At 65.4% G+C, this 24,976-nt stretch carries 19 protein-coding genes; 1 reads left to right on the top strand and 18 read right to left on the bottom strand.

The genetic code is table 11. The annotated features are described in order from the left end of the window. Nucleotides 1–3 precede the first annotated feature (3 nt). The 18 genes from trbE to AC3EDY_RS09545 form a co-directional block, all read right to left on the bottom strand. A complete protein-coding gene (gene trbE, locus AC3EDY_RS09630) occupies nt 4–2,442 on the bottom strand; it encodes a conjugal transfer protein TrbE (RefSeq protein WP_488572271.1) in 2,439 nt (812 codons plus the stop codon). Beyond that, nucleotides 2,436–2,696, bottom strand: coding sequence for a VirB3 family type IV secretion system protein (locus AC3EDY_RS09625; protein ID WP_033964516.1), 261 nt, complete (start codon nt 2,694–2,696; stop codon nt 2,436–2,438). The genes trbE and AC3EDY_RS09625 overlap by 7 nt, the downstream gene beginning before the upstream one ends. After that, nucleotides 2,693–3,028, bottom strand: a complete 336-nt coding sequence (locus AC3EDY_RS09620) for a TrbC/VirB2 family type IV secretion system protein (RefSeq protein ID WP_459121653.1) — start codon at nt 3,026–3,028, stop codon at nt 2,693–2,695. The genes AC3EDY_RS09625 and AC3EDY_RS09620 overlap by 4 nt, the downstream gene beginning before the upstream one ends. Nucleotide 3,029: 1 nt before the next feature. Next, complete coding sequence (gene trbB, locus AC3EDY_RS09615; protein WP_488572270.1) at nt 3,030–4,028, bottom strand: P-type conjugative transfer ATPase TrbB; 999 nt, start codon at nt 4,026–4,028, stop codon at nt 3,030–3,032. After that, on the bottom strand, nt 4,028–4,432 hold the full coding sequence (locus tag AC3EDY_RS09610; RefSeq protein WP_488572269.1) for a CopG family transcriptional regulator: 405 nt from the start codon (nt 4,430–4,432) through the stop codon (nt 4,028–4,030). The genes trbB and AC3EDY_RS09610 overlap by 1 nt, the downstream gene beginning before the upstream one ends. 7 nt (nt 4,433–4,439) lie before the next feature. After that, nucleotides 4,440–6,464 (bottom strand): conjugal transfer protein TraG, encoded by a 2,025-nt coding sequence (locus AC3EDY_RS09605; RefSeq protein ID WP_488572268.1) that lies wholly within the window; start codon nt 6,462–6,464, stop codon nt 4,440–4,442. 161 nt (nt 6,465–6,625) lie between these two features. Next, nucleotides 6,626–7,531 carry a HEPN domain-containing protein gene (locus AC3EDY_RS09600; protein WP_488572267.1) on the bottom strand — a complete coding sequence of 302 codons (906 nt, stop codon included), beginning with the start codon at nt 7,529–7,531 and terminating at the stop codon, nt 6,626–6,628. Nucleotides 7,532–7,763: 232 nt separating this feature from the next. Then, on the bottom strand, nt 7,764–8,216 hold the full coding sequence (locus tag AC3EDY_RS09595) for a very short patch repair endonuclease (protein WP_488572266.1): 453 nt from the start codon (nt 8,214–8,216) through the stop codon (nt 7,764–7,766). Nucleotides 8,217–8,221: 5 nt separating this feature from the next. Next, nucleotides 8,222–13,693 (bottom strand): ATP-binding protein, encoded by a 5,472-nt coding sequence (locus tag AC3EDY_RS09590; RefSeq protein ID WP_488572265.1) that lies wholly within the window; start codon nt 13,691–13,693, stop codon nt 8,222–8,224. Next, the gene (locus AC3EDY_RS09585) at nt 13,690–15,201 is read right to left on the bottom strand and encodes a hypothetical protein (RefSeq protein ID WP_488572264.1); all 1,512 of its coding nucleotides are present in this window, start codon (nt 15,199–15,201) and stop codon (nt 13,690–13,692) included. The genes AC3EDY_RS09590 and AC3EDY_RS09585 overlap by 4 nt, the downstream gene beginning before the upstream one ends. Beyond that, a complete protein-coding gene (locus tag AC3EDY_RS09580; RefSeq protein WP_488572263.1) occupies nt 15,198–17,309 on the bottom strand; it encodes a hypothetical protein in 2,112 nt (703 codons plus the stop codon). The genes AC3EDY_RS09585 and AC3EDY_RS09580 overlap by 4 nt, the downstream gene beginning before the upstream one ends. 8 nt (nt 17,310–17,317) lie before the next feature. Next, nucleotides 17,318–18,646 (bottom strand): DNA cytosine methyltransferase, encoded by a 1,329-nt coding sequence (locus tag AC3EDY_RS09575; RefSeq protein WP_488572262.1) that lies wholly within the window; start codon nt 18,644–18,646, stop codon nt 17,318–17,320. Between the two features lie 316 nt (nt 18,647–18,962). Continuing rightward, nucleotides 18,963–20,975, bottom strand: a complete 2,013-nt coding sequence (gene rlxS / locus AC3EDY_RS09570; protein WP_488572261.1) for a relaxase/mobilization nuclease RlxS — start codon at nt 20,973–20,975, stop codon at nt 18,963–18,965. A gap of 341 nt (nt 20,976–21,316) precedes the next feature. Further along, complete coding sequence (locus tag AC3EDY_RS09565; RefSeq protein ID WP_488572260.1) at nt 21,317–21,676, bottom strand: hypothetical protein; 360 nt, start codon at nt 21,674–21,676, stop codon at nt 21,317–21,319. Between the two features lie 321 nt (nt 21,677–21,997). Continuing rightward, nucleotides 21,998–22,612: a lytic transglycosylase domain-containing protein gene (locus tag AC3EDY_RS09560; RefSeq protein WP_488572259.1), complete on the bottom strand. Its 615-nt coding sequence runs from the start codon at nt 22,610–22,612 to the stop codon at nt 21,998–22,000. Then, entirely contained in the window at nt 22,600–23,172 is a 573-nt protein-coding gene (locus tag AC3EDY_RS09555; protein ID WP_488572258.1) for a S26 family signal peptidase, read from the bottom strand. The genes AC3EDY_RS09560 and AC3EDY_RS09555 overlap by 13 nt, the downstream gene beginning before the upstream one ends. Beyond that, the gene (locus tag AC3EDY_RS09550; RefSeq protein WP_460989175.1) at nt 23,165–23,389 is read right to left on the bottom strand and encodes a helix-turn-helix transcriptional regulator; all 225 of its coding nucleotides are present in this window, start codon (nt 23,387–23,389) and stop codon (nt 23,165–23,167) included. Before AC3EDY_RS09550 ends, AC3EDY_RS09555 begins: the two co-directional genes overlap by 8 nt. Before the next feature lie 356 nt (nt 23,390–23,745). Then, on the bottom strand, nt 23,746–24,066 hold the full coding sequence (locus AC3EDY_RS09545) for a DUF736 domain-containing protein (protein ID WP_488572257.1): 321 nt from the start codon (nt 24,064–24,066) through the stop codon (nt 23,746–23,748). Nucleotides 24,067–24,515: 449 nt separating this feature from the next. Here AC3EDY_RS09545 and AC3EDY_RS09540 point away from each other — a divergent pair, with 449 nt between their 5' ends. After that, a complete protein-coding gene (locus tag AC3EDY_RS09540; RefSeq protein WP_488572256.1) occupies nt 24,516–24,923 on the top strand; it encodes a thermonuclease family protein in 408 nt (135 codons plus the stop codon). Nucleotides 24,924–24,976: the final 53 nt, after the last annotated feature.

Here is a 24,976-nt window from a genome sequence, read left to right as displayed (position 1 = left end):
ACTTTACTCCTTGGCTTGGGGGACGGGAAAATCGGCGAGGAGGCCGGCGGCCCAGTCGAGACCGCTTTCTTCAAGAAAGTGGGCCGCGAATTCCTCGGGGCCGTGCTCGGCCAGCAGAACGTCGATGCGGGCTTGGGTCGCGGGATCGGAGGCGCCGCACAGGGCGAGGGCAATCGGGCCAAGGCCCAGCTCGAACAGGCGGTTGCCGCGTGCGGATTGCAGGTAATAATGCCGCTTCGGCGTGGCGCGGCTGACCAGTTCGATCTGCCGCTCATTGAGGCCGAACCGCTCATAGGCAGCACGCGACTGCGGTTCGATCGCGCGGTCGTTGGGCAGCAATATGCGCTGCGGGCAGCTTTCGATGATGGCGGGCGCGATGCTGCTGTCGGCGACGTCCGCAAGACTTTGCGTCGCGAACAGCACCGCGACGTTCTTCTTGCGCAGGGTCTTCAGCCATTCGCGGATGCGGGCTGCGAACAGCGGGTGATCGAGGAAGATCCATGCCTCGTCGAGCACCAGCAATGTCGGCCGTCCGTCGAAGCGCTCCTCGAGGCGGTGAAAGAGATAGGTCAGCACCGGGGCGACGACGCCGGCCTGTCCCATCAGCGACTCGGTCTCGAAACACTGGACGTCGGCAAGCGCGAGATGCTGTTCCGCCGCGTCGAGGAGCCGGCCATAGGGACCGTCGAGCGTATAGGCGTTGAGCGCGGTGCGCAGCGCATTCGATTGGAGCAGCATGGCAAGCCCGGTCAGCGTGCGCTCCTCCGGGGGCGCCGATGCGAGACTGCCCAGCGCCGACCAGACGGCATCCTTCACCTCGGGGGTGACGATGACTTTCTCGTGCGCCAGCAGCGCCGCGATCCATTCCGCTGCCCAACTCCGCTCGCTGGAGTCATCGATCCGGCGGAGCGGCTGGAATGCCAGGGTTTCGCCACTGTCCGCGCCGAGGCCTAGGGCATGATGGGCGCCGTCCATCGCCAGCACCGCCGCGCGCGCCGAATAGCCCTTGTCGAAGATATAGATCTGGGAGCCGGCATAGCGCCGGAACTGCAAGGCGATGAGCGCCAGCAGCACCGACTTGCCCGCGCCCGTCGGGCCGACGACGAGCATGTGGCCGACATCGCCGACATGGGTCGCAAGTCGGAACGGCGTCGATCCGCTGGTCTGGGCGTAGAGCAGCGGAGGCCCGCCGAGATGCCGGTTTTCCGTTGGGCCTGCCCAGACCGACGACAGCGGCATGAGATGGGCGAGGTTGAGGGTATGGACCAGCGGCTGGCGCACATTCGCGTAGGCGTGGCCGGGCAGCGACGACAGCCACGCTTCGACCGCGTTGACGCCTTCGCGCTTGGCTGTGAACCCGAGGCCATTGACGATCCGCTCGACCGCGCGGACCTTGTCCTCGGCACGGTTGCGGTCGGCGTCCGATACCGTGATCGTCGTGGTCAGGTAGCCGAACGCGACATGATCGCCGCCGAGCGCCTGCAGTGCGAGATCGGCGTCGACCACCTTGTTGTCGGCGTCGGTGTCGAGGAGCTGGACCGGCTGGTTGTACATCACCTCGCGCAGCAGCGCGGTGATCGACTTGCGCTTGTTGAACCATTGCCGCCTGATCTTCGTCAGCGTCTTGGTCGCATCGGTCTTGTCGAGCGCGATGAAGCGCGTGACCCAGCGGTATCCGAAATCCTGGTGATTGAGCGCGTCGAGGATGCCGGGCCGGCTGAGGTTCGGGAATCCCAGCACCGTCAGCGTGCGCAGATGGGTCTGCCCAAGCATGGGCTCCAGCCCGCCCACCAGCGGCGTATCGGCGAGCAGGGCATCGAGATAGATCGGTGTTTCCGGCACGGCGACCGGGTGACGGCGGCTGGAAATGGTATCGTGGAGATAGGTAAGCGTTTCCGCGTCACCCAGCGCCCGTACTTCGGGCATGAAGCCCGACAGGAGGTCGAGCACGCGGTCGGTCTCGGCGATGAAGCCGGCGAGGCTGGCGTGCCAGTCCCGGCCCTTGGCATCATCCGGTCGCTCGACCAGTGTCCGTCCCGCCGCATCGCTGCTGTCGGCGGGCGGCAGCCAGACCAGCGTGCCATGGAAACGACTTTCGAAATGCTGGCCCTCGGCTTCGAACCCGGCACGCCGCTCCTGCTCGACGAGCCAGGACGCGGCGTCGGGAAAGGCGCCATCGGGATAGCCGAGCGCTTCGCGCCGCTCGGCCTCGAAGAACAAAGCCCAGCCCGAGCCGAGACGCTTGAGGACATTGTTCGCCCGCGCGCAGGCAGACACCAGTTCCGCCTCGGTCGCGCTTTCGAGATCGGGACCGCGAAAGGCGAAGCTGCGCTGGAAGCTGCCATCCTTGTTGAGGACGACGCCGGGTGCGACCAGTGCGGCCCATGGCAGATGGTCGGCGAGTCGATCGGCGCGCGAGCGATATTCGGCAAGATTCAGCATGCCAGATATCCTTTCTGGCGGAGATGGCGGAGCAGCACGGGCACGAAGTCCGGGTCGCGCCGGGCGGCGAACACCGCGATGCTGTGGCCGATCGCCCAGATCGCGATCCCGACCAGCCATTGCTGCAAGCCCAGGCCGACCGCCGCCGCGATCGTGCCGTTGACGATTGCGATGCCGCGGGGCGCACCGCCCAGGAGGATGGCTTGCCCCAGGCTGGCGTGGATCGGCGCCTCGAATCCCTCGATGTGGCTCACGCGACGAGCGCCCCACCGCCGAAGCTGAAGAAGGACAGGAAGAAGCTCGAGGCGGCGAACGCGATCGACAGGCCGAAGATGATCTGGATGAGCTTGCGGAACCCGCCGGCGGTCTCGCCGAACGCGAGCGCCAGCCCGGTGGAAATGATGATCAACACCGCGACGATCTTGGCGACCGGTCCCTGGACCGATTCCAGTACCTGCTGGAGTGGCTGCTCCCAAGGCATGCCTGCGCCGCTGGCATAGGCGCGGCTGGTCATGGTGATCGACAGGCCGAGCATCAGCCCGGTGGCGAAGAAGCGGTCGCGGTTGGGAATGCGAAAAATGGTCATGTCAGTCTCCTTCATGGTCAGGGGTCAGGGTCGGGGTGAGATCGACGACGGCGTAGCCGCCGTCGGGGGCGAGCCCGGCGACGCGGGCGATCGTCTCGATGCGCCGCGAGGTGCCGCGCCCGGCGATGAAGACGATCATGTCGATGGCCTCGGCGACCAGGCGGCGCGGCACGGTGACCACGGCTTCCTGGATGAGCTGCTCGATCCGGTAGAGCGCGGATGCCGCACTATTGGCGTGGACGGTCGCGATCCCGCCGGGATGGCCGGTGTTCCAGGCCTTGAGCATGTCGAGTGCCTCGCCGCCGCGGACTTCGCCGACGATGATCCGGTCGGGTCGAAGGCGCAGCGTCGAGCGCACGAGATCGCCCATGGTGACGGCGCCGGGCCGGGTCCTGAGCGCGACCGTATCGGGGGCCGGAGATTGCAGCTCGCGGGTGTCCTCGATCAGGATCACCCGTTCGTCGAGATGGGCCATCTCGGCGAGAAGCGCATTGGCGAGGGTCGTCTTGCCCGAACTGGTCCCGCCGGCGACGAGGATGTTGCGGCGGTCGACGACGGCGAGCGACAACAGGCGCGCGGCCTCCGCCGACATGATGCCGTCGGTCACATAGTCCATCAGCGTATAGATCCGCGCCGCGGGTTTCCGGATCGAAAAGCACGGGGCGGTTGATACGGGCGGCAGGATTCCCTCGAACCGCTCCCCCGCGCCGGAGCCCAGCGGCGGCAGTTCGGCCGACACGATGGGCTTGTCGCCGTGCACCTCGGATCGGACATGGGATGCCACCAACCGGATGATCCGCTCGACTTGGGGCGCATCGAGCTTCACGTCGGTATCGACACGGCCTTCGCCGAGGATATCGATGCGCAGCGCGCCGTCGGGATTGACCATGATCTCGAGGACGCGCGGGTCGCTGAGTGCAGCGGCAATTGCCGGCCCCATGGCGGTACGCAGCATGGCGCGGCGGCGTTCCGTCGAAACGCTATCGGCGGGAGGCGGCATTATGATGCAGCTCCATCGGTCTCGGAGGGTATGAGCGTCCGCCTGCCGCCGGCGAGGTGCCGACCGACCTGCGCGACGAATGCCTCGAAGCGGTCACGCCCGATCGCGCGGGCTGCGGCATCGGCTTCGGGCAACGGCGCCGTCACCATCAGTTGGTAGCGGACGAACAGCGCCAGGCTCTCCAGCAGCACGTCGATGTCGCGCCGCGCGCCAGCAAGCTCGCGGGTCAGGCGGTCGAGACGAACCTTGAGGAGGTCGTCGACTTCCTTGGTTCCACGGCGCGCCAGCCAATCCTTCAGCGCATCGTTGACGAGGTGGCTTTTGTTGCCCCGCGGACCGGCCGCGAGCGCTTCCAGCGCGTCGCTGAGTTCGCGGTCGATATAGAGGTTCTGGCGGATCTTCATCGCGGCCTCAGAAATCCGGTATGAGGTCGCGCTTCGCGCCCTCGTTGATGGCATGACCCCGGACGACGGCGTTTTGCCCTTGCGCCTGGTCCATGGCGCGCTTGTCGGCGGCGACATCGTGGTCGTCGGGCACGATCTGGGGATCGCGCGTTTCGGCGGCGTCGGTTGCCCTGGAAACCTGTTCGGGAAGGCCGGGATGGCGCTGCTGCTGCATGCCGCCATCGTCCTCGCCGCCTGCCGCGTCCTCCGCTTGGTGCAGGCGGTCGTCGGTGCTGCGCACCTGGTTGGACCAGTCGTCGCCGCGCGACTTCGGGCGGTCGACATATTGGCCCGATGCCAACACCGGCGCGGTAGCTACGCGCGCGGCGAAGTTGCGGTCGCGGAAATAGCGCAACTTGAGCGCCCGGATTGGCGCGAGCCCGGAGACGAGCACAAGCTCCTCGTCGGGCGAAAGCTGCATCACCTCGCCCGGCGTCAGGAGCTGGCGGGCGGTTTCCTGGCGGCTGACCATGACGTGGGCGAGCCAAGGTGCGAGCCGGTGCCCGGCATAGTTGCGCATCGCGCGCTGCTCGGTCGCAGTGCCGAGCGCGTCGGAAATGCGCTTGGCGGTGCGCTCGTCATTGGTCGCGAAGGCAACGCGGACATGGCAATTGTCGAGGATGGCGTTGTGGTCGCCATATGCCTTCTCGATCTGGTTGAGGCTCTGGGCGATCAGGAAGGCGCGGATGCCGTAGCCGGCCATGAAGGCGAGGCTGGTCTCGAAGAAATCGAGGCGCCCCAATGCCGGGAACTCGTCGAGCATCATCAGGAGCTGGTGCCGGCGCGAGGATGTGCCGGGCTGGTCCAGTCGCTCGGTGAGACGGCGGCCAATCTGGTTGAGCACGAGGCGGATCAGCGGCTTGGTGCGGCTGATGTCCGATGGCGGGATGACGAGGTAGAGCGACAAGGGCCGCTCGGCCTCGATCAGGTCGGCGATCCGCCAGTCGCAGCGCGACGTGACCTCGGCGACGGTCGGATCGCGATAGAGGCCGAGGAAGGACATCGCGGTCGACAGCACGCCAGAGCGCTCGTTCTCGCTCTTGTTGAGCAGCTCGCGCGCGGCGGAGGCGACGACGGGATGTACCCTGGGGTTCTTGTCGTCGCCGAGATGATTGGTGGTCATCATCCGACGGAGCGTGGCGACGAAGCTGCGCTGTGGATCGGAGAGGAAGGTCGCGACGCGCGCGAGCGTCTTCTCCTCCTCGGCGTAGAGGATGTGGAGGATCGCTCCGACCAACAGCGAATGGCTGGTCTTCTCCCAATGGTTGCGGCGTTCGAGCGCGCCTTCGGGATCGACGAGGATATCGGCGATGTTCTGCACGTCGCGCACCTCGTCGGTGCCGCGCCGGACCTCGAGCAGAGGATTGTAATGCGCCGACGCGGCGTCAGTCGGGTTGAAGAGCAGGCAGTGCGAAAAGCGCGCGCGCCAGCCGGCAGTCAGTGTCCAGTTCTCGCCCTTGATATCGTGGACGACCGTCGAGCCGGTCCAGGACAGCAAGGTGGGCACAACAAGGCCCACACCCTTGCCCGATCGCGTTGGCGCGAACGCCATGATATGCTCGGGGCCGTCATGGCGAAGATAGCGGCCACCGAGCGTGCCGAGCATGACACCCGCGTCGCGATGCAGCCCGGCGCGCTCGATCTCGCGGGGGCTTGCCCAGCGCGCCGAACCATAGGTGGTGACGTTGCTCGACTGGCGCGCGCGCCACAGCGAACCGAAAATCGCCGCCCCGCAGCCGACGAAACCGCTGGCACCGGCCAGTATCCCCGCCTTGTCGAACACGATCGGGGCATAGGCATCATAGTGATACCACCAGCCGAACAGCGCCCAAGGATGGTAGATGGGTATGGTGCCGAGCCGGAACCACGGCAGGCCGAGTTCGGGCTGGTAGGCCAGCATCGCCGCCGCCCACTGCGTCGCAGCCCAGACTCCTGCAATGACGATCGCGAAGACGACAAGGATTTGGCCGATGAGCAATTTTGTGGGTGTCACGTCGAGGCTCCCGCCCGCCGAACAGGATCGGCCTGAGCGGATTCAGACTCGGTGACGGAAGCCAAAAACGGAACGGCGCTGATGGGTGCAGATAGGCTCGCTTCGGTCCGTTCCGGCCAGATACCGGAACCGGAAGCTATCCGGCAGGTGTCGCCCGGCGGTTAGAGGCCGGCGTCTATCCGGAGCTGCTCGATGCGTTCGCGCGAAACGGTCTCGACGAGATCGCGGAGGGCACGGACAGCGTGCGACAGCGCATCGAGGTCATCATTGTCGATCTCGTAGCTCGCCGAATACCGCGCCTCGACATAGGCGCGCTTCAGAAGTTCAAAGCGGCGTCGGTCGATCCGGGAAGCGCGCGGCCATGCATCGATCAGGCGGGGGTCGCTGTCCTCGGCAAGCGAACGCAGGAACTTGATATTGTGCGAGCGCGGAAAATACAGGGTGCGAACAAGCAGGAAGCAGATATAGGCCCGCTCGGTCGCTTGATGGAGCAGGAAAGCCGCATCTTTCAATTCGCCCTCTTGAAGTGCGAATGCTGCCAGTTTGATCCCGCTGTCGACCTTGGCGAGCCAGTCTTGGAAGTAGGTGGAGGCCATCTCATAAGCATCGGCGGCCGTCAGCGGCTGCGGCGTGGCAAGTGCGCTCCCGGGCAATTCGTAGAGAACGATCCCGTCGCGCGCGATATCGACCCAGAAATATTCGCCACGGCTCAACGCCTGGTTCACCTCCTGCAGGGTATGGACGATGATGTTCACCGGCCGCGCGATCGAGGTATCGCGCAGGATTTTGTCCTCGGCCACGTACCAGTAGTCGGCGAGGTCGGTAAGATCGGGATGGCTGACGATGATCAGCAAGTCGTAGTCGGACTGGTAGCCATTCTCGGGTTCATCGACCCAATCGTCCCGCGCATAGCTGCCGAACAGGATGACCTTGAGAATACGCCCGTTCTTCTTCCACGGCTGGTTCGCGCGCGCCGTCGCTTCGGCAAACTCGCCCATCAGCAATTGCTTCACCCGATCCAGCTCGCCTTGCTGGATCGAGGGCAGGTGATCGACATCAGAACGCACGGTGGTGATTCTCGCGAGAGATTAGGCGCTTGGCAAGCCTCGACCGCGCGCATGTGCACGCCGATGACCCTGCCTCACGAGCGTAGCCTTGCAGATATCGAACGCGCCTGCGCATCGCCCCGTCGTTTCCCTTATTTAAGTCCGCTTGCCTTGACTAACTGCCTAATTAATTGAAGCGCCACTCGCTTAAATAAGGCGCCCGGTGTCACCCTCGAGCGACATCACCAGCCAGTTATTGATCTTCGATACCGCTATCCCTACAAGAGTTGGATCGAATTTGTGCGGCCATTTCAGTCGCTTTCCCAGAAACTTTGGCAACCGAACCAAGATCGCATTCCCAGGCGATGATCACGTGCCATTGAGCGGCATGCAGTTGATCGAGTACCGCCGCGTCGCGAGCGACGTTGCGACTGAACTTCTCGATCCAGAATTCGGTGTTGGACTTGGGCGTCGTTGCAATCTTGCAGCCTTCGTGCCGGTGCCAAAAACAGCCGTGCACGAAGATGACCGTGCGATATTTCGTTAGGACGATGTCCGGCTTTCCCGGCAAGCGACGTCCATGGACCCTGAACCGAAATCCGAGCCGGTGAAGTGCCTTCCGCAGGGCTACCTCGGGCTTCGTATCGGTGGACCGGATTCGCGACATCCGTTCGGATCGCTGCGCCGGGGTAAGGGTATCGACCATGCTTGCTAGTCGTCCTTCGCCCCGCGCCGCGCCTCCAGCTCGAAGAAGGGCAAGCCGCGGACCACTTCGCCGGGCACATCGAACGACTTGTAGAGGCATTGGTGTACTTGGAGCGACTTCACCCGTTCTGCCATCTCGGCGGCGCCGCCCGTCAGCCCCAGCGCGGACAGCTCGGCCGGCGTGACGTTCGGAACCTTGTGGACGAACCAACTGAGCAGCGGCTCTCGATAGTCGGTCGCGTTCACCTTGAAGTGCCGCAGGTATTGCGACGCAAGGATAACGCCGGTCCCGAACTCCCGGCCTTGCAAGAGCAGCTTGCGCAGCACGTCGAACTCATACCGCATGATGTTGTCGGCTTCGTCGACCAGCAAATAGGAATCAACCGCGCGAAGCTGCGGGTCGCTGCCAATGAAGGACCGCTTGGGCGTACGAAGCATGTTTTCGTAGAACATGTTGAGCATGACAGCGACGAGCATGTTCTTGCTGCGATCGTCCTGGCCCAGGGCATCGAGCGAGATGACTACCACGCCATCGAGAAACTCGTCGAATGGCTGCGTGTCGCTCGTCTTGGCGGCAAACACCTCCATGTCCACCAGGTCGTCGATGATCGCCATGGGCGAGTCCGACTTACCATCAAGCAGCTCGGCATAGGCCGCATGGACATCGTAAAGTGTTGGTTGTTGCCCAGGCAAGCACGCGTCATAGGCAGCGCGAACCGCCCGCTTGAGCTTGTCGCGCTGTACGGGTCCGATGCCGGTGTAGATCTTGTCGAGTACGTCGGCGAAGAAGCGGAACCGATCGAGCCAGGGCGCGGCGGCATCGCCGATCGCACTCGTGTCGAAAAGGTTGAGCGGCAGCCGGTATGGCTTCACGACGCGCGCGCCCGTTGCCTTGACGAACTCGGGACTGCTATAATCGCGCTTGTAGTCGAAGATCAGGAAGCGCGGCCGGATTCCGCGGTTGACGGCTGACGCGTCCGAAATCTGCATAATTAGCGACTTCAGCAGCTGCGTCTTGCCCGTGCCCAGATCGCCGACCACGCCCATGTTGAGCTGGTTCAACCGGGTGTCGGAAATATTTAGCTGGACCTCGCCGGGTCGGAAACTGTCCACGGTGGTGCCGATCGACAGCACGATCCCGGTCAAAACCTCGTCCGGCGTGGCCACGACCGGCATTGCGACCGGGGTTGGAACCCGCGCTAGCTCGACTGCGACCGGCGCCGCGCCTTCGTCCCCGGTGGGCGCCGATGCCGCCTCGGAGGTTGCTTCCGCATCCGGGTCTGCATGGGGTTGCACGAGGCCCGTGGTAAACGCGCCGGCGGCCGGGAAGAGATCCCATTGCCCAACCCTGGCCCGGACACTGTCGTAGAAGGCCAGTGGGTCTCCGGCGACAACTTGGCCGGCGTCGCTGCTGCCGATCGTGATGGTCTCGTCGAAGCCGTCGTCGTCACGGTCGCGCACGCCGCTGCGAGGACTGTCGTCCACGATTATCAGTCGGCCCCGCTGGTCGACCGAGACGCATGGTCCTGGATCGAGGATGGCGGATGCGATGCGCTCATGGAGCGACGCCCATTGTGCCTCCCGGCCAACGACATCTGGATGCTGGCTATAGACCCGCATGCCAAAGCCGATGATCGAGAGCAACAAATGCTGGAACCCAAGGGCCCAGGCGACCGGCTGGCCGTCGTGCGGGAGCATGCCGGCAAGAAGCCGGGAAAAGGTCCGCGCTTGCTCCAGCGCGTCGTTCACCTCCGACGGCGGGAACACGGACCCGGGGCGGCACTTCACCTCAATAGGCGTGAGGTGGATTCGGACGCCATCCGCCCCGAGCTTGACGCCCACGACCAGAAGGTCGGGACGAGAGAGGGAGGTGTCCTTCCGATCCTTGCCCAGGGATTTTGCGAGATCGGAGAAATACCCCCGAAACGGATCGACCGGCACGATGATGCAGACGGTGACGTCCTCGCCGGTGCCATCGATGACCGGGACTAGGCTCTCGCCAATGTTCGACAGCCGAAACCGATCCTGCAGTAATCGGACGGCCACGAACAAGCCAAGGTCGCCCGTCGCGCCGGCATTATCGCCAGCCAGGCCCCTAATCGTGGGAATCCCGCGGCGAGCGATCTCGAGCAAGACGTCCTGGACTTGGTCTGGCTCGATGGCTGCACATCCCGGGAGGCGGCCAAGCGCCTTTGAAAGGGCTTCGCGATCCGCCTGTTTGACCCGCGACAAAAGGTAGTAGCCGTTCGTATCGCCAGCCCGATGGGAATAGGACGGCATGTCATAATCCCAGAGGTAAGCGTCCTCCAGCCATCCGCCGAGGAAGCAGGCTGGATCGATCGCCGAGGACGAGACCGCGACGAAATCGGTCCGCCGCGTCTCGAGCATGTCGCGCACGGCGTTGACGTTCGGCGCGAATCGCATGCCGGTCCGACGATCGCCAAGGCTCTCCATCGTGCCAACGCAAGCCGCGACCTTGTCGGCAAGGACATCGCCGGAGGTCGACCCAGCCAGCGACTGGCGTGTCTCGCTCAGGAACGCACCAGGGAGCTGGCGGCGGACCCGATGGCGCAGCAAGCCGCCATGGCCAATTGGTGATCGACCCGAAACCGGCGCGGCGCTGGGCTCGGACATGTCCAGCTGCGCAATGATCCCAAGGTCGGGCCGGGCGGTCGCCGGCTGGCCATCGAACCACCGCACGCTGTTGCGGGTATCCTCCGACAGGTTGGCGATTGTTGCATCGTCCGGGCGTGAGTCGCCATCGCGGTGGTCATATATCTCGACGAAGCGCGGCCCCGCCGCCTGGCGGGGGGCGCGGCCGTCGCCATCGCGGTATCGATCCGAGCACCAGTTAATGAGGCCCTCGTTGCAAGCATCCGTCGTGCCGCCGGCGCTTGCCACCACGACACCGACGACCGGCTTTGCTGAGAGGAGGCCCGACACATCCTCCAGCGCTCGGGCGACCTGTGCCGCGCTAAATCCAACGGAAATGCCGCCAACCGAAATGCCGAAAGCTTCGCCGAATGGGGCGATCCTCGACCGGCTGGGAAGGCGGCCAAGTCGCTCGCCGTTCCACAAGACCGACCAGTAGTCGGTGCCATTTTCCACGGCTAGGAAATCGACCTTCTCGATGCCGCCAGGCGATCGAAGCGACAGCGTCAATAGGTCGGGGACGCAGTCGGGATCGAGGACGCTAACCGCCGGGCACGGATTCCCCCCGGACTCGGCCTCTAGCAGGACGCCTTGGGCAACAGCGTGCCATGCGAGACGGAGCGGGTGGAGCGGCGACAGCATGATCGCGTCGGGTATCCGGGAGATGGTCCTGCGATCATCCTCCAGCGACGTGATGATACCCACGTCGACCCAGCATGCCACGTCGGGTTCGGCGGCGAGCCACGCTTGGTAGGCGTCGAGATACTGCTCGACGAGGGCGCGGAAATCCTCGTCGCTAACGAGCCACTTCCCTAGTTCGGCCGACTCCATCAACCCAGTTTGGTCGCCAGTGCCGCGAATGCGCGCCGCAAGTTGCTGCCTCGCTTCCACGAAGCCAATTGGCGGCTGGAACTCGGCGGCGTCCGGGCGCGGATCCTGTAGAAAGCGCCCGGTAGAGAAGATTGGTCCGGTGCCGGTGCCCCAGACGGGCTGGACCCAGGCGTCGACATAGTCGTCGGCGAGCACGATCGGGAGATACGATCTCCCGGCGGAATCATCGGACAGCATCCAATCCTGCAGGCTCGAAGCCCGGGCGCTCCGGTTCAGCTGGACGACGGGCTTTGCCTCAGAAGGCTCGATCGCCCGACGATTGGCACGGATCAATCGTTCAAACTCGCTCCGGCAGCCCTGCTCGACGACGTCGTCGACCGCGAGGAACACGCGGCAGGTCTCGTGCGATACCGAGCCGTCCGCTGCTGGCCGGCTGAAGCCAATGTCAACTTGGTAGTTCGTTTCCGCTTCAACCTCGACCTGATGGAATCCTTCGCGCACGGGACGAACGACAAGTTGCTGGATGGCATCGATGCGATCCTGGGTATCGTCGGCAGTGCCTGTTGCCCCGGCGTCCAGTTCGACTCCTGGCGATGTGAACACCAACAGTTCGTAGCGACCGCCGCCGGGCACGACCAGACTCGTCTCAAATTCTGGCGCCCCTTTGGCGCGACGCGTAGGCTTGCGCGGCGGGGTCAGCTTGCGGGCGAGCCGGCAGGCGACGAAAATTCCGGGCTGCCAAGTCGCGAGCGACACGATCTTGATCGCGCCGGGTTTGAAGCCGTCGGCGGACGCCGCGTACCGAAGCGGCGTCTTGTGGCCGGGCGGCGCTTCATCGAGGAAGACAGCTTCCTCGTCGCCGACCCGGATCTCGCCGAGCTTGTTGCCCTTGCCGCGCTCGATCGACACCACGGTGCCCGTCGCGTCCGGGCCGACCGTCTCGAATGTGAGTGCAACATTGCCTTCCACGAGGATCGGCATGCCCTTGGCCAGCGGGACAAGCGCATTCGAGCAACCCATTCGGATGTCGCCCTGCGCGGCGGCATCCTCGGTCAGCAGCTCCGACCACTTCTCGGTTGTTAGCGCCCTCCACCAATCAGGTGCGACCGGCATGTCCAATCCGCTGTCCGGAGCATAGTAGGCGGCCGTCGCCCTTTCGAAGGCCGTTGGAAGGTCGCATGCCTCGCGCAAGTGGGCGAGGAAGGTGTCGAGATGGCGACTGTCTTCGTCGCTGGCATTCTCCTGCGCACGACGGACGCCGGGACCGAACCCATCAGACATGGCATCGGCGATCTTCTCCAGGACCGCCACTTGCTCGCGGGATGATATCGTGCCGTCGCGCATTGGCGGCATCCCGCAAGCAAGGCTGACCTGCTGCGCTGGCGTGAGGCCGGCCAAGCCCGGCACCACCGAGAACAGGCGCGAGAGCACCTTCCACGCGGCGGCGCGCTGGGTTCGCTCCGGATCCATTTCATCCGCGGCAGAAGCCGCTCGGCCAACCAAGGTCCGCGCATCGTCGCGCTGCTGCTGTTCCTGGATGCCTGCCTGAACAACGCCGACGCGTACCAATTCCTGGATGAACTCGTCCGCCCACCAATCCTCGAAGGGCACGTTGCCCCCGTTGTTGGCGGCAGCGACGCCGAACTCATCGGTCGTTGACGTCACGGAGCGCATGCTGTGCTGGCCCGGAGGGACAAGGGCCAGGAACGTCGGCTGGGAGGGTGAATTGCGCAGGTTGAGCAAATGGGTGTCGTCGCAACAGCCAGACACGCCGACCGGCGGGTTCTCCTCGCCCGGGGCCAAGCTTGGCAGCTGAAGCAGGATGGGCACCTTCGGACCTACCTCGTCATCGACGGCCAACAAGTCGAAGACCTTAGCCAGGATTTCCTTCTGGGGGCCGTGGAAGATCAGCCGCACTTCGCCATGCTCGCCGCCCGGGGCTTGCGAAAGCTTGTCACGAATGAGATCCGCGATGGTGGATGCCAAGCGGTTCATGCGGTTTCTTCCTGGCGGGTAGGAAAGGGCGGCACGAGCAGCATGCCGCTTTCCGCATCGGGGCTGTCGAGCACCAACCCGAGCATGCGTAGCTGGTGGCCGAGGTCGTTTGTCGCGATATCCCTATAGTCGACGATCGCCCCGTATCCGGCCAGATGCTGGGAGAGGCGGCGCACCGACCGTGGCCCTGTTGTGCCTGCCAAGGAGCAATGCACCAGCGCCAGCACGCTGACCGGTCCCAGGCCGACAACCCAGGGACTCGAATTGCTGGTGCCGCGCTTTCGGAGCGAGAAGCCCTGATCATAGCCGCGCAAGACCGGGTTCGCGGCCTGCCGCTGGCCGAGGACGTGGCGCGCGAATTCCATGATGTTCGAGCCAATTCCCTTCTTGCACAGGAGCGTACGAGTCTCACGTTCGGATACGTCGGCCAAGACATCGTGGACCCCGGTCGCCTCCACGGCGCTCGCGCTCGCCCGCACGCGTTCGCAAACTTCCGCGACGGCGGCCGCCGATGACAATGACGTTATCTCGATGCCGGCGGCCTGCAGCGCCCACAGCGTCGCGTTGAGGCCGAGACGGGCCTGGAGAAAGGCTGACGCGCGGTCCTTGATACCGGGAAGGGCGCGATCACCATAGGACAAGAACTGGAAGGCCTTGGGGTAAATCGCTGAGCGCGCCGCCGCCGCGTCGGCGGGACCGTTGCCGTCGAGCGCGCCCCTAATGCATTCCCATGACTTGGCATGGACGTCGCACAGCCAGATGACATGCGCGACCGCAGCAAGCCTGATGATCGCCTCAAGAAGGCTCGTCCATTGCCGGCGGGTCATCGAATCCTTGGCGGAAATGATTGAGCCAAGATCACGGACGAAGCGCCGTGCCGGATAATCCAAGCCATCTCTGTCGGCCGGGTCGAGCGTCGATTGCTCACCAGGCTCGACGGCCGCCCAGGCTGGCTGTTGCGACCAAGCCTCGATCTCGGCTTGGAGGAAGCGGGCGAAGATGTCGTCGTTTTCGGTCACCGAAAGGGCATCGAACAACGCTTGCCAAGTCTCCGTCGCCGTTACCGCGTCAGGCGACCCGAGCCACACCATGCGGCGGATCAACGCGCCTGCCGGCCATGAATTGCTGCTAAGCCGCGCCGATCCTGAGAAGACCGTGGCTTGGGGTACCAGCGGCGTAACCTGCACGAACCTCTTCGAGGATTGATTCGGGAGCTTGGGGCTTTCCAAGACTGAATGGAGCAGCATATGGAAGGTGTCCGCGTCGAGCGCCGCTGCATCTGGCTTGCGCGCCCGATCACGGTACCATTGGACTTCCTTGTCGAGGTCGCGCCCGCGCTGCGGCACGGTGCGTTCAGTTGCACCCTCCAGGCCGACATGCCGGTACAATGACGACAGGATGACCTCGGAGCTTGCATATTCGGGAGCGGGCGACATCGCGAGCGCCGAATCCTGATAGGCCGCATGGGAGGTGCGCCACGGTTCCTCCCTGAATTTTGCTAGCGTCATCGGCCCCCGCCTTCCTTGCGAATGGCGAAGCCCGTCCGCCGTTGAACGACCGACGTGCCGCTTGATCCAATCCGGATACGAGCCCGGTCGAGCACGAGCTTGTCCCTAACGATCGGGCCGGAAAGACGCGCACGCGTCGTATCGAGCAGCGCGAGCACGGTTCGCGGCAGCGACGCCACCGACATTCCCTTCTCGAGTTCCTTCACCGCCTTGAAGAGGTCGTAGGTCAACGCAGTTGGCTGGCCCGATCGACCATCGCCGACCATTAGAAAGCAAATCGGGGACGCCGGCCTTCCGGCCTTCTCTGCATCAAGCGGCTGCACCGAGCGGGACGGCACGACCAGGGTCGCACGCCGGATCATCGGCGGCAGCGGTTGGCCGAAGGTCGTCGTCAGGGAAATTTCGAAGTCCTGGTTCCGGTTTAGCAGCTGTTCTACCTCCTGCGCGACATCGAACAGGTCGTCGCCGGCAGTGTCCTCAAGCACGCGCTGGAAATCCTGGAGGATCGGCGCATCGAGCACGGCGGCTGTTCGGGTCCCAAGAGCCCGCCGGACGAGGCGGCAAGCAAAGTCGCGGACGAAGCGCTGCACATTGGTGGCCGATGTTGGCCTTTTCCGGCGAACTCCCCCGACCGACAGCGCTGCGTCAAGCTTGGCCAACCGCTCGACGAGGTCGACCTCGAGCCGCGATAGCACCTGCAGCTTCCGGACGTAGTCCAAGCCCTCTAGGACCGAGCGACTGAACCTGACATCGATCTCGCGGAGCGCAAAGCGGGTATTCTTGGTCGCCTGCACTTCCGTGTCGGGGTCGGTGAGCGCGGGGTCAAGCAGTTCGGCGACGCCTTCGAGTGCGCTGCCGATCATTGCGGGCAGGTATGCCGTCCGGCGGGACGACAGGAACCACTGCAAGCCCATCGCAGTGTTGTCGTCGTCCAGCTCAAGTTCCTTGATCTCGCGCATGAGGGCGGGACCGGCGTCGCGCTCCCAGCGGTGGAAAAGCGCATGCTGGTATTGCGAGGCGACCAATTGGAAGATGGCCGTCGATTGCTCCTTTGACGGCTTGCCGCCCCGGCGCGCTATCTCGTCGAGGCCAACGAGCTTCCCTGCCCATTCACAAGGTTCGAGGACGGCTTCCCGGGGCGATACGCGGTGGCCGGCAAGCAGGTAGGATGCCAGCGAGAATAGGTCGCGAAAACTCCAGCGCTTCCCGCTCGCCACCTCGAACCATCGAAGGATTTGTAGGAGCGACGTTTCCTCGCGTTCGCGCGCCAGCCGCTCGCGGCTGCCGCAAAATGGGCAGGAGGCGCCACCGGCGCACGACCCAGGTGCGGGCCATTTCTTGTCGTCGAGCGCGGTGCGCAACAGGCTCCGCGCTGGTTCCTCGCCGCCCGCTAGAGGTGGGAGGAGCAACGATTCCGCATCCATGGGCCACACGGCAACGTCGGAGAAGCCGGCGAGCGGCCAGCAAGATGGTGCGTCTGGAGCCAGGCTAACCGCGCGCGTCACGGCTTCGAGCAGGCGGCGAGAACCTTCTCGGTCGTTGTCGATTGCCTCAATCAGCGCATCATCAAGCACGCCGCGGTTCACGCAGCACAAATAGGCCTCGCCTGGACCGGCTGCCTGCACGGCGTTGAGCTCCTCGAGCAGGAGCTGCGCGGCTTGCTTGCCTGCCGCGCCAACGACAGCGGAGGCATCCTGGACGATCGACAAGCCCAGTTGGCGCGACCCAATCCCGAGACCCGTTGTATCGACGCGGACGAGCCGCGGAACCGCCGTACCCTCTGGCGGGAAAAAGGATTTCCTGAGCTCCGCCGCAAGTTTGCCATCGGCGCCCAACGCCGCGTCGAGCCAGCCCACCGTTGATTCGATCGCCTCGGTCTTGCCATTTCCTGGCCCGCCAACCAGCATCAAGATGCGCGGGACGCTACCTGACCCGGACGCGATCGATCCAGCCCAGGCTTCCAGGCGATGCAACAGGTTCGTCTCGAACACCGCTTGGCCTGGCCGGCCGCTGCCTGCATCGAATAGGCGGCGAACGCCGCCCGACCGGTTGCCGGCCCAATTCAGGAGTTGCGCCGGAAACGGCGCCACTATGGCTTCCCCCGTCATTATACCCCCTAGGCCGTCGCGACGGTCGGTAGTTCCGCTGCGCCGTCGCCGAACAACGATTTCGTTAGGGCGACTTCTTCAAGGAGCTTGCGCACCGCGATGCCGATCGCGCGCGCAAGGTAGGGCGGCACGGCGTTGCCAACCTGCGTGTAGCGCGGGCACTCCTTCGTGCGCCGGTCGCCACCGGTCGTGAACTTTCCCTTGAAGGCGAACCAATCCGGGAACGACTGGAGGCGAGCGCTTTCGCGAACGGTCAAGATGCGCGGCTCGCAATAATGGAGAATGTCGTCCGGCAAGGTGGTGACTGTCGGGGCGGGTTCGCCGCTGTCCATCGGATAGATCCGGTGCTTCTTGAGGCCGTAGGTCTTGCGGCTTTCGTCATCCATGCGGACGCCTTTGCGACATTCCACGAGGATGCGGGCGAACCGTTCCCTCACGTCGTCACGGTGCCGGGCGAGGCGCATGCTATCCATGCTGCCATCGTGCCCGGCTTGCATTAGCCGCTGGTAGGTCGTCGTCGGCGCGCTATATTTTACCTCGCGGAAGCCGCGGGTCGATTCCGGGTCGGTGCAGTCGATCATCTCACGGCCAGCGGTCTCCAGGTCTGATAACGCACTGGAGGCGCTGACCGCCTCTGGAAGGCCAAGCTCCTTGAGCTGCGCGAGCCTCGCTTCCTCGAGCAGCACGAACATGCGCGAGATACCGCCATCCAGCCATTCGCACAGGTCCCTCCGGATGCCGACGGCGATCAGGCGAGAGCGACGCTGGGGTACGCCGAACCGGGATGAATCCACCAGCATGGCCTCCATCTTATACCCAGCCACGTCGAGGCTATCGACGAGCTTGTCATAGAAGGACTTCGGCTTCTCAACCTGCTTGCCGGGAACCGGGAGGTCCACGACGTTTCGACGCGCATGGGCGACGCGCATCCCCGGCACGTTCTCTAGGATGAGAGCCTGTGGCTGGAGTGCGGCGACGACCTCCACATATTTCTCGAACAACAGGTTGCGGGGGTCTCCCTCGACGCGCCGCCCGGCAAAACTGAAGCCCTGGCAGGGCGGTCCACCGGCCAACACGTCGATCGTGCCCCGCAGCCCGACCAAGTCATCCTTGTGCTGCGCGAGGAGGAGTTCGATGTCCCAAGCCTGCTTCGCAAGCCAGGCCGGCCAATCAAAGGCGACCGTAGACCGTGGGCTATCGATGAAGTTGGCCGAAAAAGTCTCGAAGGCCATCGGATCGCGCTCGACCGCGAACTTACCCTTCAATCCTGCCAGCGACAGCCCAAGTGAAAGGCCCCCGCACCCTGCAAATAAATCGGCGAAACTATAGGACTTCATCGGCCACTAAATACCTCGTTGGCTTGCAGGCTATCCGGCAAGGCTAGCTTCAAGTTCCCATCATGCTTGGCCAAGGAAAATAACGGCCCAGGCCAGAGGCCTGGCCGGCGACATTGTCTCGACTTACCCGGGCCCATCAGGAGCATAGCAACGTCGCAACGATCATACCATCACGAAGAGGCGGACCGATCTCGCCGCGTCGCTATCAGCATGGCGGCGCTGGGAAGCTCGGAAATGGCGAGCGCTCGCGTCACAAACGGAGTTCTCGTTGCATTCCTAGCCGACGCTCGGCCGGTCGCTGCAGGCTTCGTTCAGCTCATGAAATGCTCGGTCCACTGCGACCGCGCCCGATCGACCAGCTAATGCCGTCGCCGCGCATCAATCCCGAGACCGATTTGCCGACCTGCCGCTCCAGCGCCGGGTGCCACGGCACCAGCGTGAAATCACGTGATCGCTCAACTAGCGCGAAGCGCCCGCTGACGAGATCAATCGAGCGGCGGTAGACGCCCTCGATCCGAGCGCCCTCGGCAGCTTCCCGGAACGGCATTTTAAGTTCGTCTGCGAGCTGCCCCGCAACCCGGAGCAACTCGCGCCGCTGAAGCGCGGCGATCATGCCGTTCGGAAACGTCGTGCTGCCGCCCGTCTCCTCGGCCAATCCCTGCGCCACCAGCCACTGCCGCCGACGCGCCTGGGCGTCGCGCAGGTCGTGGCCGAATCCGGCATCGCGAACAGGCTCGGGCGCGGCCGAAACAAGCTCGCGGTCGATCCAGGTCGCGGCGTCGACATCGGCCAGTCTATCGAGCGGCTGCGCCGACAACATGGTGATCGCGACCGGACGGTCCCGCAGCCTCGCTGTCTCATGGGCCGCCACGCGCTCGAGATGGTCCGGCGCGATGATCCAGTGGCCGGACGGCTCGCGCTCGACGATACCCGATGTCCGTCGCATCGCCTCGAGCCGCCGGACATGGGTTTCAGCGAAGGCCTGCGTGGCGGTCGGATCGTGGCGAAGGTGGCCATCGACATCGTATCGTCCACCATTGGCGGCGGCGACCGCGACGATGGTCCGATCCACCTCCCGTGCTGTCGGCCTGATCGGATCGATCCGCACGATCGCACCACGCGCCAAGCTGGCGTCGGTTTCCGTGCCCCCTTCGGCGAAGCTCAGGACAGGCTTGCCGATCGCCACATAGTGGCTGCGCCCGTCCACGCCATCGACGATCAGGAAATGGCTATCATCATGCTCGTCGGCGAGCCCGTGCGCCAGCACGCGACCGACCAGCGGGCGGGCATCGGGCGCGGCCGGATCGTAGATCGCCTGGTCGGCCGGCGCCCGGACGGTCGCAGTGCGCGAAAATTCGCGCTGCATCGTGCGGATGATGTCGCCGCGTTCGCCCAATGCGCGGAGCGTATCGGCGAGGTCCGGCGCGAGCCGGAAGCGACCGGCGCCGAGCGGGTCGGCCAGGCCCAGGCGCGACAGCTTCGCCAGCCGGCCGGCGCGCAGCGTCTGGTCGAAGGCGTCGCGACCATTGGTCGCCACCACCCGCTCGGCGTCCGCCCCCTTGAGCAAGGCCCGGTCGATGGAGGTCAGGCGCTCCTGCTCGACTTCGGCGCGCAGCGTCTGCGCGATCTCGCGGTGGGTGCGTGGGCCAAGGTCGAGATCGACCAGCTCGGCGGCGCGCTCGCGGATGCCGGTCGTCATATAGTCGCGGGCGATGACGAGATCGGCGCCACGATCGTCCTTCCCGCGCACGACGATATGGGTGTGCGGGTGGCCGGTGTTGAAATGGTCGACCGCGACCCAGTCGAGCTTCGTCCCGAGATCCTCTTCCATGCGCGCCATCAGCCGCCGGGTCAGGGGTTTCAGGTCCTCATACTGATCCCCGTCCTCGGGCGAGACGATGAAGCGGAATTGGTGGCGATCGCCAGCCCCGCGTTCGCCAAACGCCTTGCCGTCGATGGCGACGGCATCACGCCCGTAGAGCGTACCCCGCTCGCCCTCGCGCGTCGTGCCGTCGCGCTGGAGATAGCGCAGGTGCGCGGCAGCGGCCGACGCGCCCTTGCCGGCGAGTTTGACGATGCTTGCCTTGACGACGACGCGGCGGCTGTTCGACGCCGCATGTCCGCCGCGGCTGGCGAGCATCCGGCTGACACCCGCGCCACGCCCGATCCGGGTGCCCGAGTACGCTCCCCGTGCGAGGCCCGGGGCAGCCATGCCGCTGCGCGCAAGATTGGCGGCGGCAAGCACGCGGCCGAGATAGCACCGGGCGCGCTTGCCGCCCTGCTGGCGCTGGCGCCCAAGGCGCGGTTCAAAGCTGTCGTCGTCGGCCATTATCCTGATTCCGGGGGCATGGGGGGCAAGCATGACGCCCAGCGCTCCCCATGAAAACCGGTGCCGCCGAACATGGCGGAATGCCGTCCTTTCGGCGCGGAACGGCACTGGCGTCCAGAGGACAGTGCCGGTCACGGGTCCAAAAAACGATGTGCAGACATAGGCTTATGGCGCACCAGTGCCATAGCTTTATCTTGCCTTACGCCGCCCTCCCGTCTGAACTGCCCCTGCCGCCTATTTCCGCCTTCCTGTTGCCGGTCTATTTCGCCCGAGCCGAGGCAAAAGGAAGCCGGGACACGATGCCTGTCCGGCACCCTGTGCCGGCGTTTCCGATGCCCCGATCAATGTGTCGCGGCAAAGGCTTTGCGTGCCTGGCGTTCGCTCCTGAAGCTGCGCCGCCCCATCAATCCATGTGCGTTGCCATCGCCATCGACGATGCTCACCGCGACGAACCAGCGGCCATCCAGACGCCCCACGATCGCCACCCGATCGAGCTCGAAATCCTCCTCTTCGATGCTCTCATACGCCCCGAGCCAACGCTCCGACACGCGCGCATCCCATAGGAAATCGCTCTCCTCCGCCTCTAGGAACCGCTGCGCCAGCGCCTCGCCGGCACCCCGTCCGAACTCGATTTCGAGCCCTGCTACCAGCGTTGTCACTACGCGGTCCGACGCCGCACCGATGGATTGAAACATGGTCATGATCGCCTCCTTCGCTTGAAATCCTCCTCATTGAGGACAGACCTCCGAAGACGGGTGGCGGAGCGGCTGTCTGGGCCGCTGGAGGCGCAGCCGGAAGCGCCGCGCAGCGGCGGCGGAGGAACCCATTTTGTTGCGCTGGAACAAACAAAAGCGCGTGCGAAGCACGCTCTATCTCGCGGCAAAATTGGAGGGGCCGCCGGCCTTGCACAGCCGCTTCACCGCCCGTCATGCTGGTCCTTGCTCGAGACGAGCCCCTCCAACGTCCGCCGTCGCGCGGTGCCCTTTCAACCGGCACTGTTTGACGCTGCCGTCTATGCCCGCTCAGCGGGGTCCGCGAACCGCGAACAGCATATCCGGCGGTTCGTCCGGCGGGCGCGATGGTGATGGAGCGACGGATTGCTTGCTGGTCCGAAGCGCGACGAACAATGCGGGAGGCGGCTGCTGCGGAAGGGATTGCGGCGGCCCCGAAGGCATACCCGACACTTGCGCGAGATAGGCGCGCGTCTCGGCCGGCAGTGCGCGACCGGACGCCAGATGCGCGGCATAACGGCCGGGACCGGCATTGTAGGCGGCGAAGAGTCCGGGATAGCCGAAGCGGTCATACATCGCGCGCAGATAGGCCGTGCCAGCGAGAATGTTGTCACGCGGGTCATGAGGATTGCCGCCCAGGCCGTGCGCGGCGCGCATCGCCACCCAGGTCGCCGGCATCAATTGCATAAGGCCCATCGCGCCCGCGTGGGATGTGATCGGTCGCCCGCCAAGCATGGTCTGGCCACCGCTTTCGGCGCGAATCACCCGTTCGATCCACGTCACCGGCACGCCGAACCGCGCGGAAGCCTCGGCGATCTCTGCCCGCCAGCGATCGACGGGATCGGCAGCGGCGGGATACGCGATCAGCAGCGCGACGGCGAGCGCGAGCGGTTTCAGCGCAGCCACAACGGGGTCGCCTTGCCGATCACATCCTGCGCCAGCGTCGCACCGAAATAGCGGCCGTCGAACGAGTCCGGAGTCTCTGCCATGAGCAGGAAGACCATGCCCGGCCCGAGCCAGACGCATCCCTGCCACGCGGGCAGATCGCGGCCTTCCGCATCGGCGGCACGGCGGATTGCTACCGGCCGGCCGTTCACCATCACCGCGCGATCCACCGCACAGATTGTGTCTCCGGCGATGCCGGCGACGCGCTTCACCAGCGGCACATTGCTGGGCAGATAGCGGCGGCTAGCGGCCAGTTGCCGCGCTTCGGCCGGTGGCCAGGCGATCACCATGTCGCCGCGCCTGAGTGTCGCGCCGGGCGACACGGCATAGAGGCCGATCGGCGCGCTGGCGCTTGCGTTCCAGACCAGCCGGGGCAGCGGTGGCAGCGCGATCATGAGGCCGAGGCAGGCGATTCCGGCGCCCAGCACCGTGGCGTGGCGACGCAGCCTCGTGCGGCGTGCGCGGGCGGCGCGCAGCGCGTTGCCCCAGGCGAACAGCGGCAGGTCGCGGCGCTCAACCACGGTCGCCTCCGCGCGCGCGGGCCGCCGACCACGCCTCGATATCGTCGATATGATAGCGCCAGGTGCGGCCATGCAGGCGGCATTTCGGCCCCGTCCCCGTCTGGCGCAGGCGCTTCAGCGTCGAGTAGGCAAGGCCGAGATGAAAGGCCGCCTGCTTGGCGGTGAGGAAGGGGCAGGTCTCGCGCGCAGCCTGCGCACGTTCGGCGGTGTCGTCCATGATCCCAGTCCATCCGTGCCGGTGCATCGTGCGCCGGCTGATGAGCGCGGATTGGATCGATCCGGCCGTCTTCGGCAGGGTCGCAAATCGACCCACGCGATTCCGACCCCCTCGTTTCGGGCCGGTGGCGATGCCCCGCGCCCTTGCGGGACGCGGGGCGCCGGGTTCAGTCGGCCGGGCTCTTGAGGCTCGATTTCCTATAGCGGCGTGGGTTGAACCGGGTGGCACGGGCTTTCGTCCGTGCAACGGAAAGCGGACGGTGCAGACGCCCCCGCCTGCAGAGTCCCTCGCGAGCTATGGCAAAACCGGCGCACCGCTTCATGCCCTGCGCCCTTGGCGGACGCGGAGCGGTTCGCTCAATCGGCCGGGTTCCAGATGATCGCGAAGGCGTCGTCGTCATCCTGCCCGGCAGCGCGGCCGAGATTGGCGTAGAGCCGACGCGGGCCGAATTCGGGGGCGGCGAGCGACAGCGACACATAGTCCTTGCCGCTCATTTCGCCGCGCCGGACCCATCCGGCCCCGACCTCGACACCTGCCGCCGAGACGCGATAGTCGGGCTGGGTGTCGCCGGACTTGCGGGTGTTGGGAATGATCTCGATGTCGGTGCGAATCGAGAGCGTCTTGAGCTGGCCCTTGAAGCCTTGTCCGTCGCGGGTGACATAACCGATGGCTGGCATTGTTCGTCTCCTGAAAAGTCGCCCCGAACCGTTTCCGGGCGATGGGCGGACCGGAGGGACGGTCACAGCGGGCCTGCGAACCGAAGGCCGGAGCGAAAGCGGAGGACCGGAGCCGGAGGCTTATTTGAAGCGCAGCGACCGCGAGGAGCCCGCCTTGGCGGGCGGGGAAATAAGCCGCGCGGCGATGGTTTCGCGGGGTCGCGACCGCCCCAGGTCATGCGCCCGAGGAGCCGGAAACGGTGCGGGACACGGCAGTGGTAACGACGTCAATGCCGCCGGTTCAACCCTCGCGATGGATAGGTGGTGGACTGCGCGGACGCACCATCGCGCCATCGGATCGACCGCCCAAACGCACCACGGCGACACCGCCAGCGTCGCCGTTGGCGTGACCGATAGCGACCGGTCAGGGCTTCGGGTCAGGGGTAGAAGGCGATAGAGGCCAGCGACACATGTCGATGACCATCCTCCGCCTCCTGACCGGCAGCGACGCGCTCCTGCTGATCGCCGCCGCGCCGCCGGGCCAGGGGCGCGTCGGCTATGTCATCGATGATGATACCTTCCGGCTGGAGAGCGGCGAGCGCATCCGCATTGCCGGGATCGATGCGTCGGAAACCCATGCGGGACAGGCCAGATGCAGGGCCGAGATCGTGCTCGGACGATCCGCGACCGCGCGTGCCCGGATGCTGCTCGACGGCCGGACTGTCACGATCATGCGGGTCGGGCGCAGCTATAATCGCACGGTCGCGCGGGTGACGCTGGCCGGTCGCGATGTGGGATCCGAACTGGTGGCGACCGGCGTCGCGCGCTGGTGGCCGCGCTGGCAGCGCAAACCCGACTGGTGCGCGCGCGCACGCTGATGAGGACAAGGGAATAGCCGCGTCCCGGCCGCCGCAGCAGGTCGGGGCGCGGC

The sequence above is a fragment of the Novosphingobium sp. DS6-6 genome, from assembly GCF_057784975.1.
Note: the sequence above shows the minus strand (reverse complement) of the source record. Positions and strands in the feature narration are given on the sequence as shown.

Bases quoted from the DNA above. Each gene is read 5' to 3' on its own strand.
- trbE (WP_488572271.1), bottom strand. From the start codon at position 2,442: ATGCTGAATCTTGCCGAATATCGCTCGCGCGCCGATCGACTCGCCGAC.
- AC3EDY_RS09620 (WP_459121653.1), bottom strand. From the start codon at position 3,028: ATGACCATTTTTCGCATTCCCAACCGCGACCGCTTCTTCGCCACCGGG.
- trbB (WP_488572270.1), bottom strand. From the start codon at position 4,028: ATGCCGCCTCCCGCCGATAGCGTTTCGACGGAACGCCGCCGCGCCATG.
- AC3EDY_RS09610 (WP_488572269.1), bottom strand. From the start codon at position 4,432: ATGAAGATCCGCCAGAACCTCTATATCGACCGCGAACTCAGCGACGCG.
- AC3EDY_RS09595 (WP_488572266.1), bottom strand. From the start codon at position 8,216: ATGGTCGATACCCTTACCCCGGCGCAGCGATCCGAACGGATGTCGCGA.
- AC3EDY_RS09590 (WP_488572265.1), bottom strand. From the start codon at position 13,693: ATGAACCGCTTGGCATCCACCATCGCGGATCTCATTCGTGACAAGCTT.
- AC3EDY_RS09585 (WP_488572264.1), bottom strand. From the start codon at position 15,201: ATGACGCTAGCAAAATTCAGGGAGGAACCGTGGCGCACCTCCCATGCG.
- AC3EDY_RS09580 (WP_488572263.1), bottom strand. From the start codon at position 17,309: ATGACGGGGGAAGCCATAGTGGCGCCGTTTCCGGCGCAACTCCTGAAT.
- AC3EDY_RS09575 (WP_488572262.1), bottom strand. From the start codon at position 18,646: ATGAAGTCCTATAGTTTCGCCGATTTATTTGCAGGGTGCGGGGGCCTT.
- rlxS (WP_488572261.1), bottom strand. From the start codon at position 20,975: ATGGCCGACGACGACAGCTTTGAACCGCGCCTTGGGCGCCAGCGCCAG.
- AC3EDY_RS09565 (WP_488572260.1), bottom strand. From the start codon at position 21,676: ATGACCATGTTTCAATCCATCGGTGCGGCGTCGGACCGCGTAGTGACA.
- AC3EDY_RS09550 (WP_460989175.1), bottom strand. From the start codon at position 23,389: ATGGACGACACCGCCGAACGTGCGCAGGCTGCGCGCGAGACCTGCCCC.
- AC3EDY_RS09545 (WP_488572257.1), bottom strand. From the start codon at position 24,066: ATGCCAGCCATCGGTTATGTCACCCGCGACGGACAAGGCTTCAAGGGC.
- AC3EDY_RS09540 (WP_488572256.1), top strand. From the start codon at position 24,516: ATGTCGATGACCATCCTCCGCCTCCTGACCGGCAGCGACGCGCTCCTG.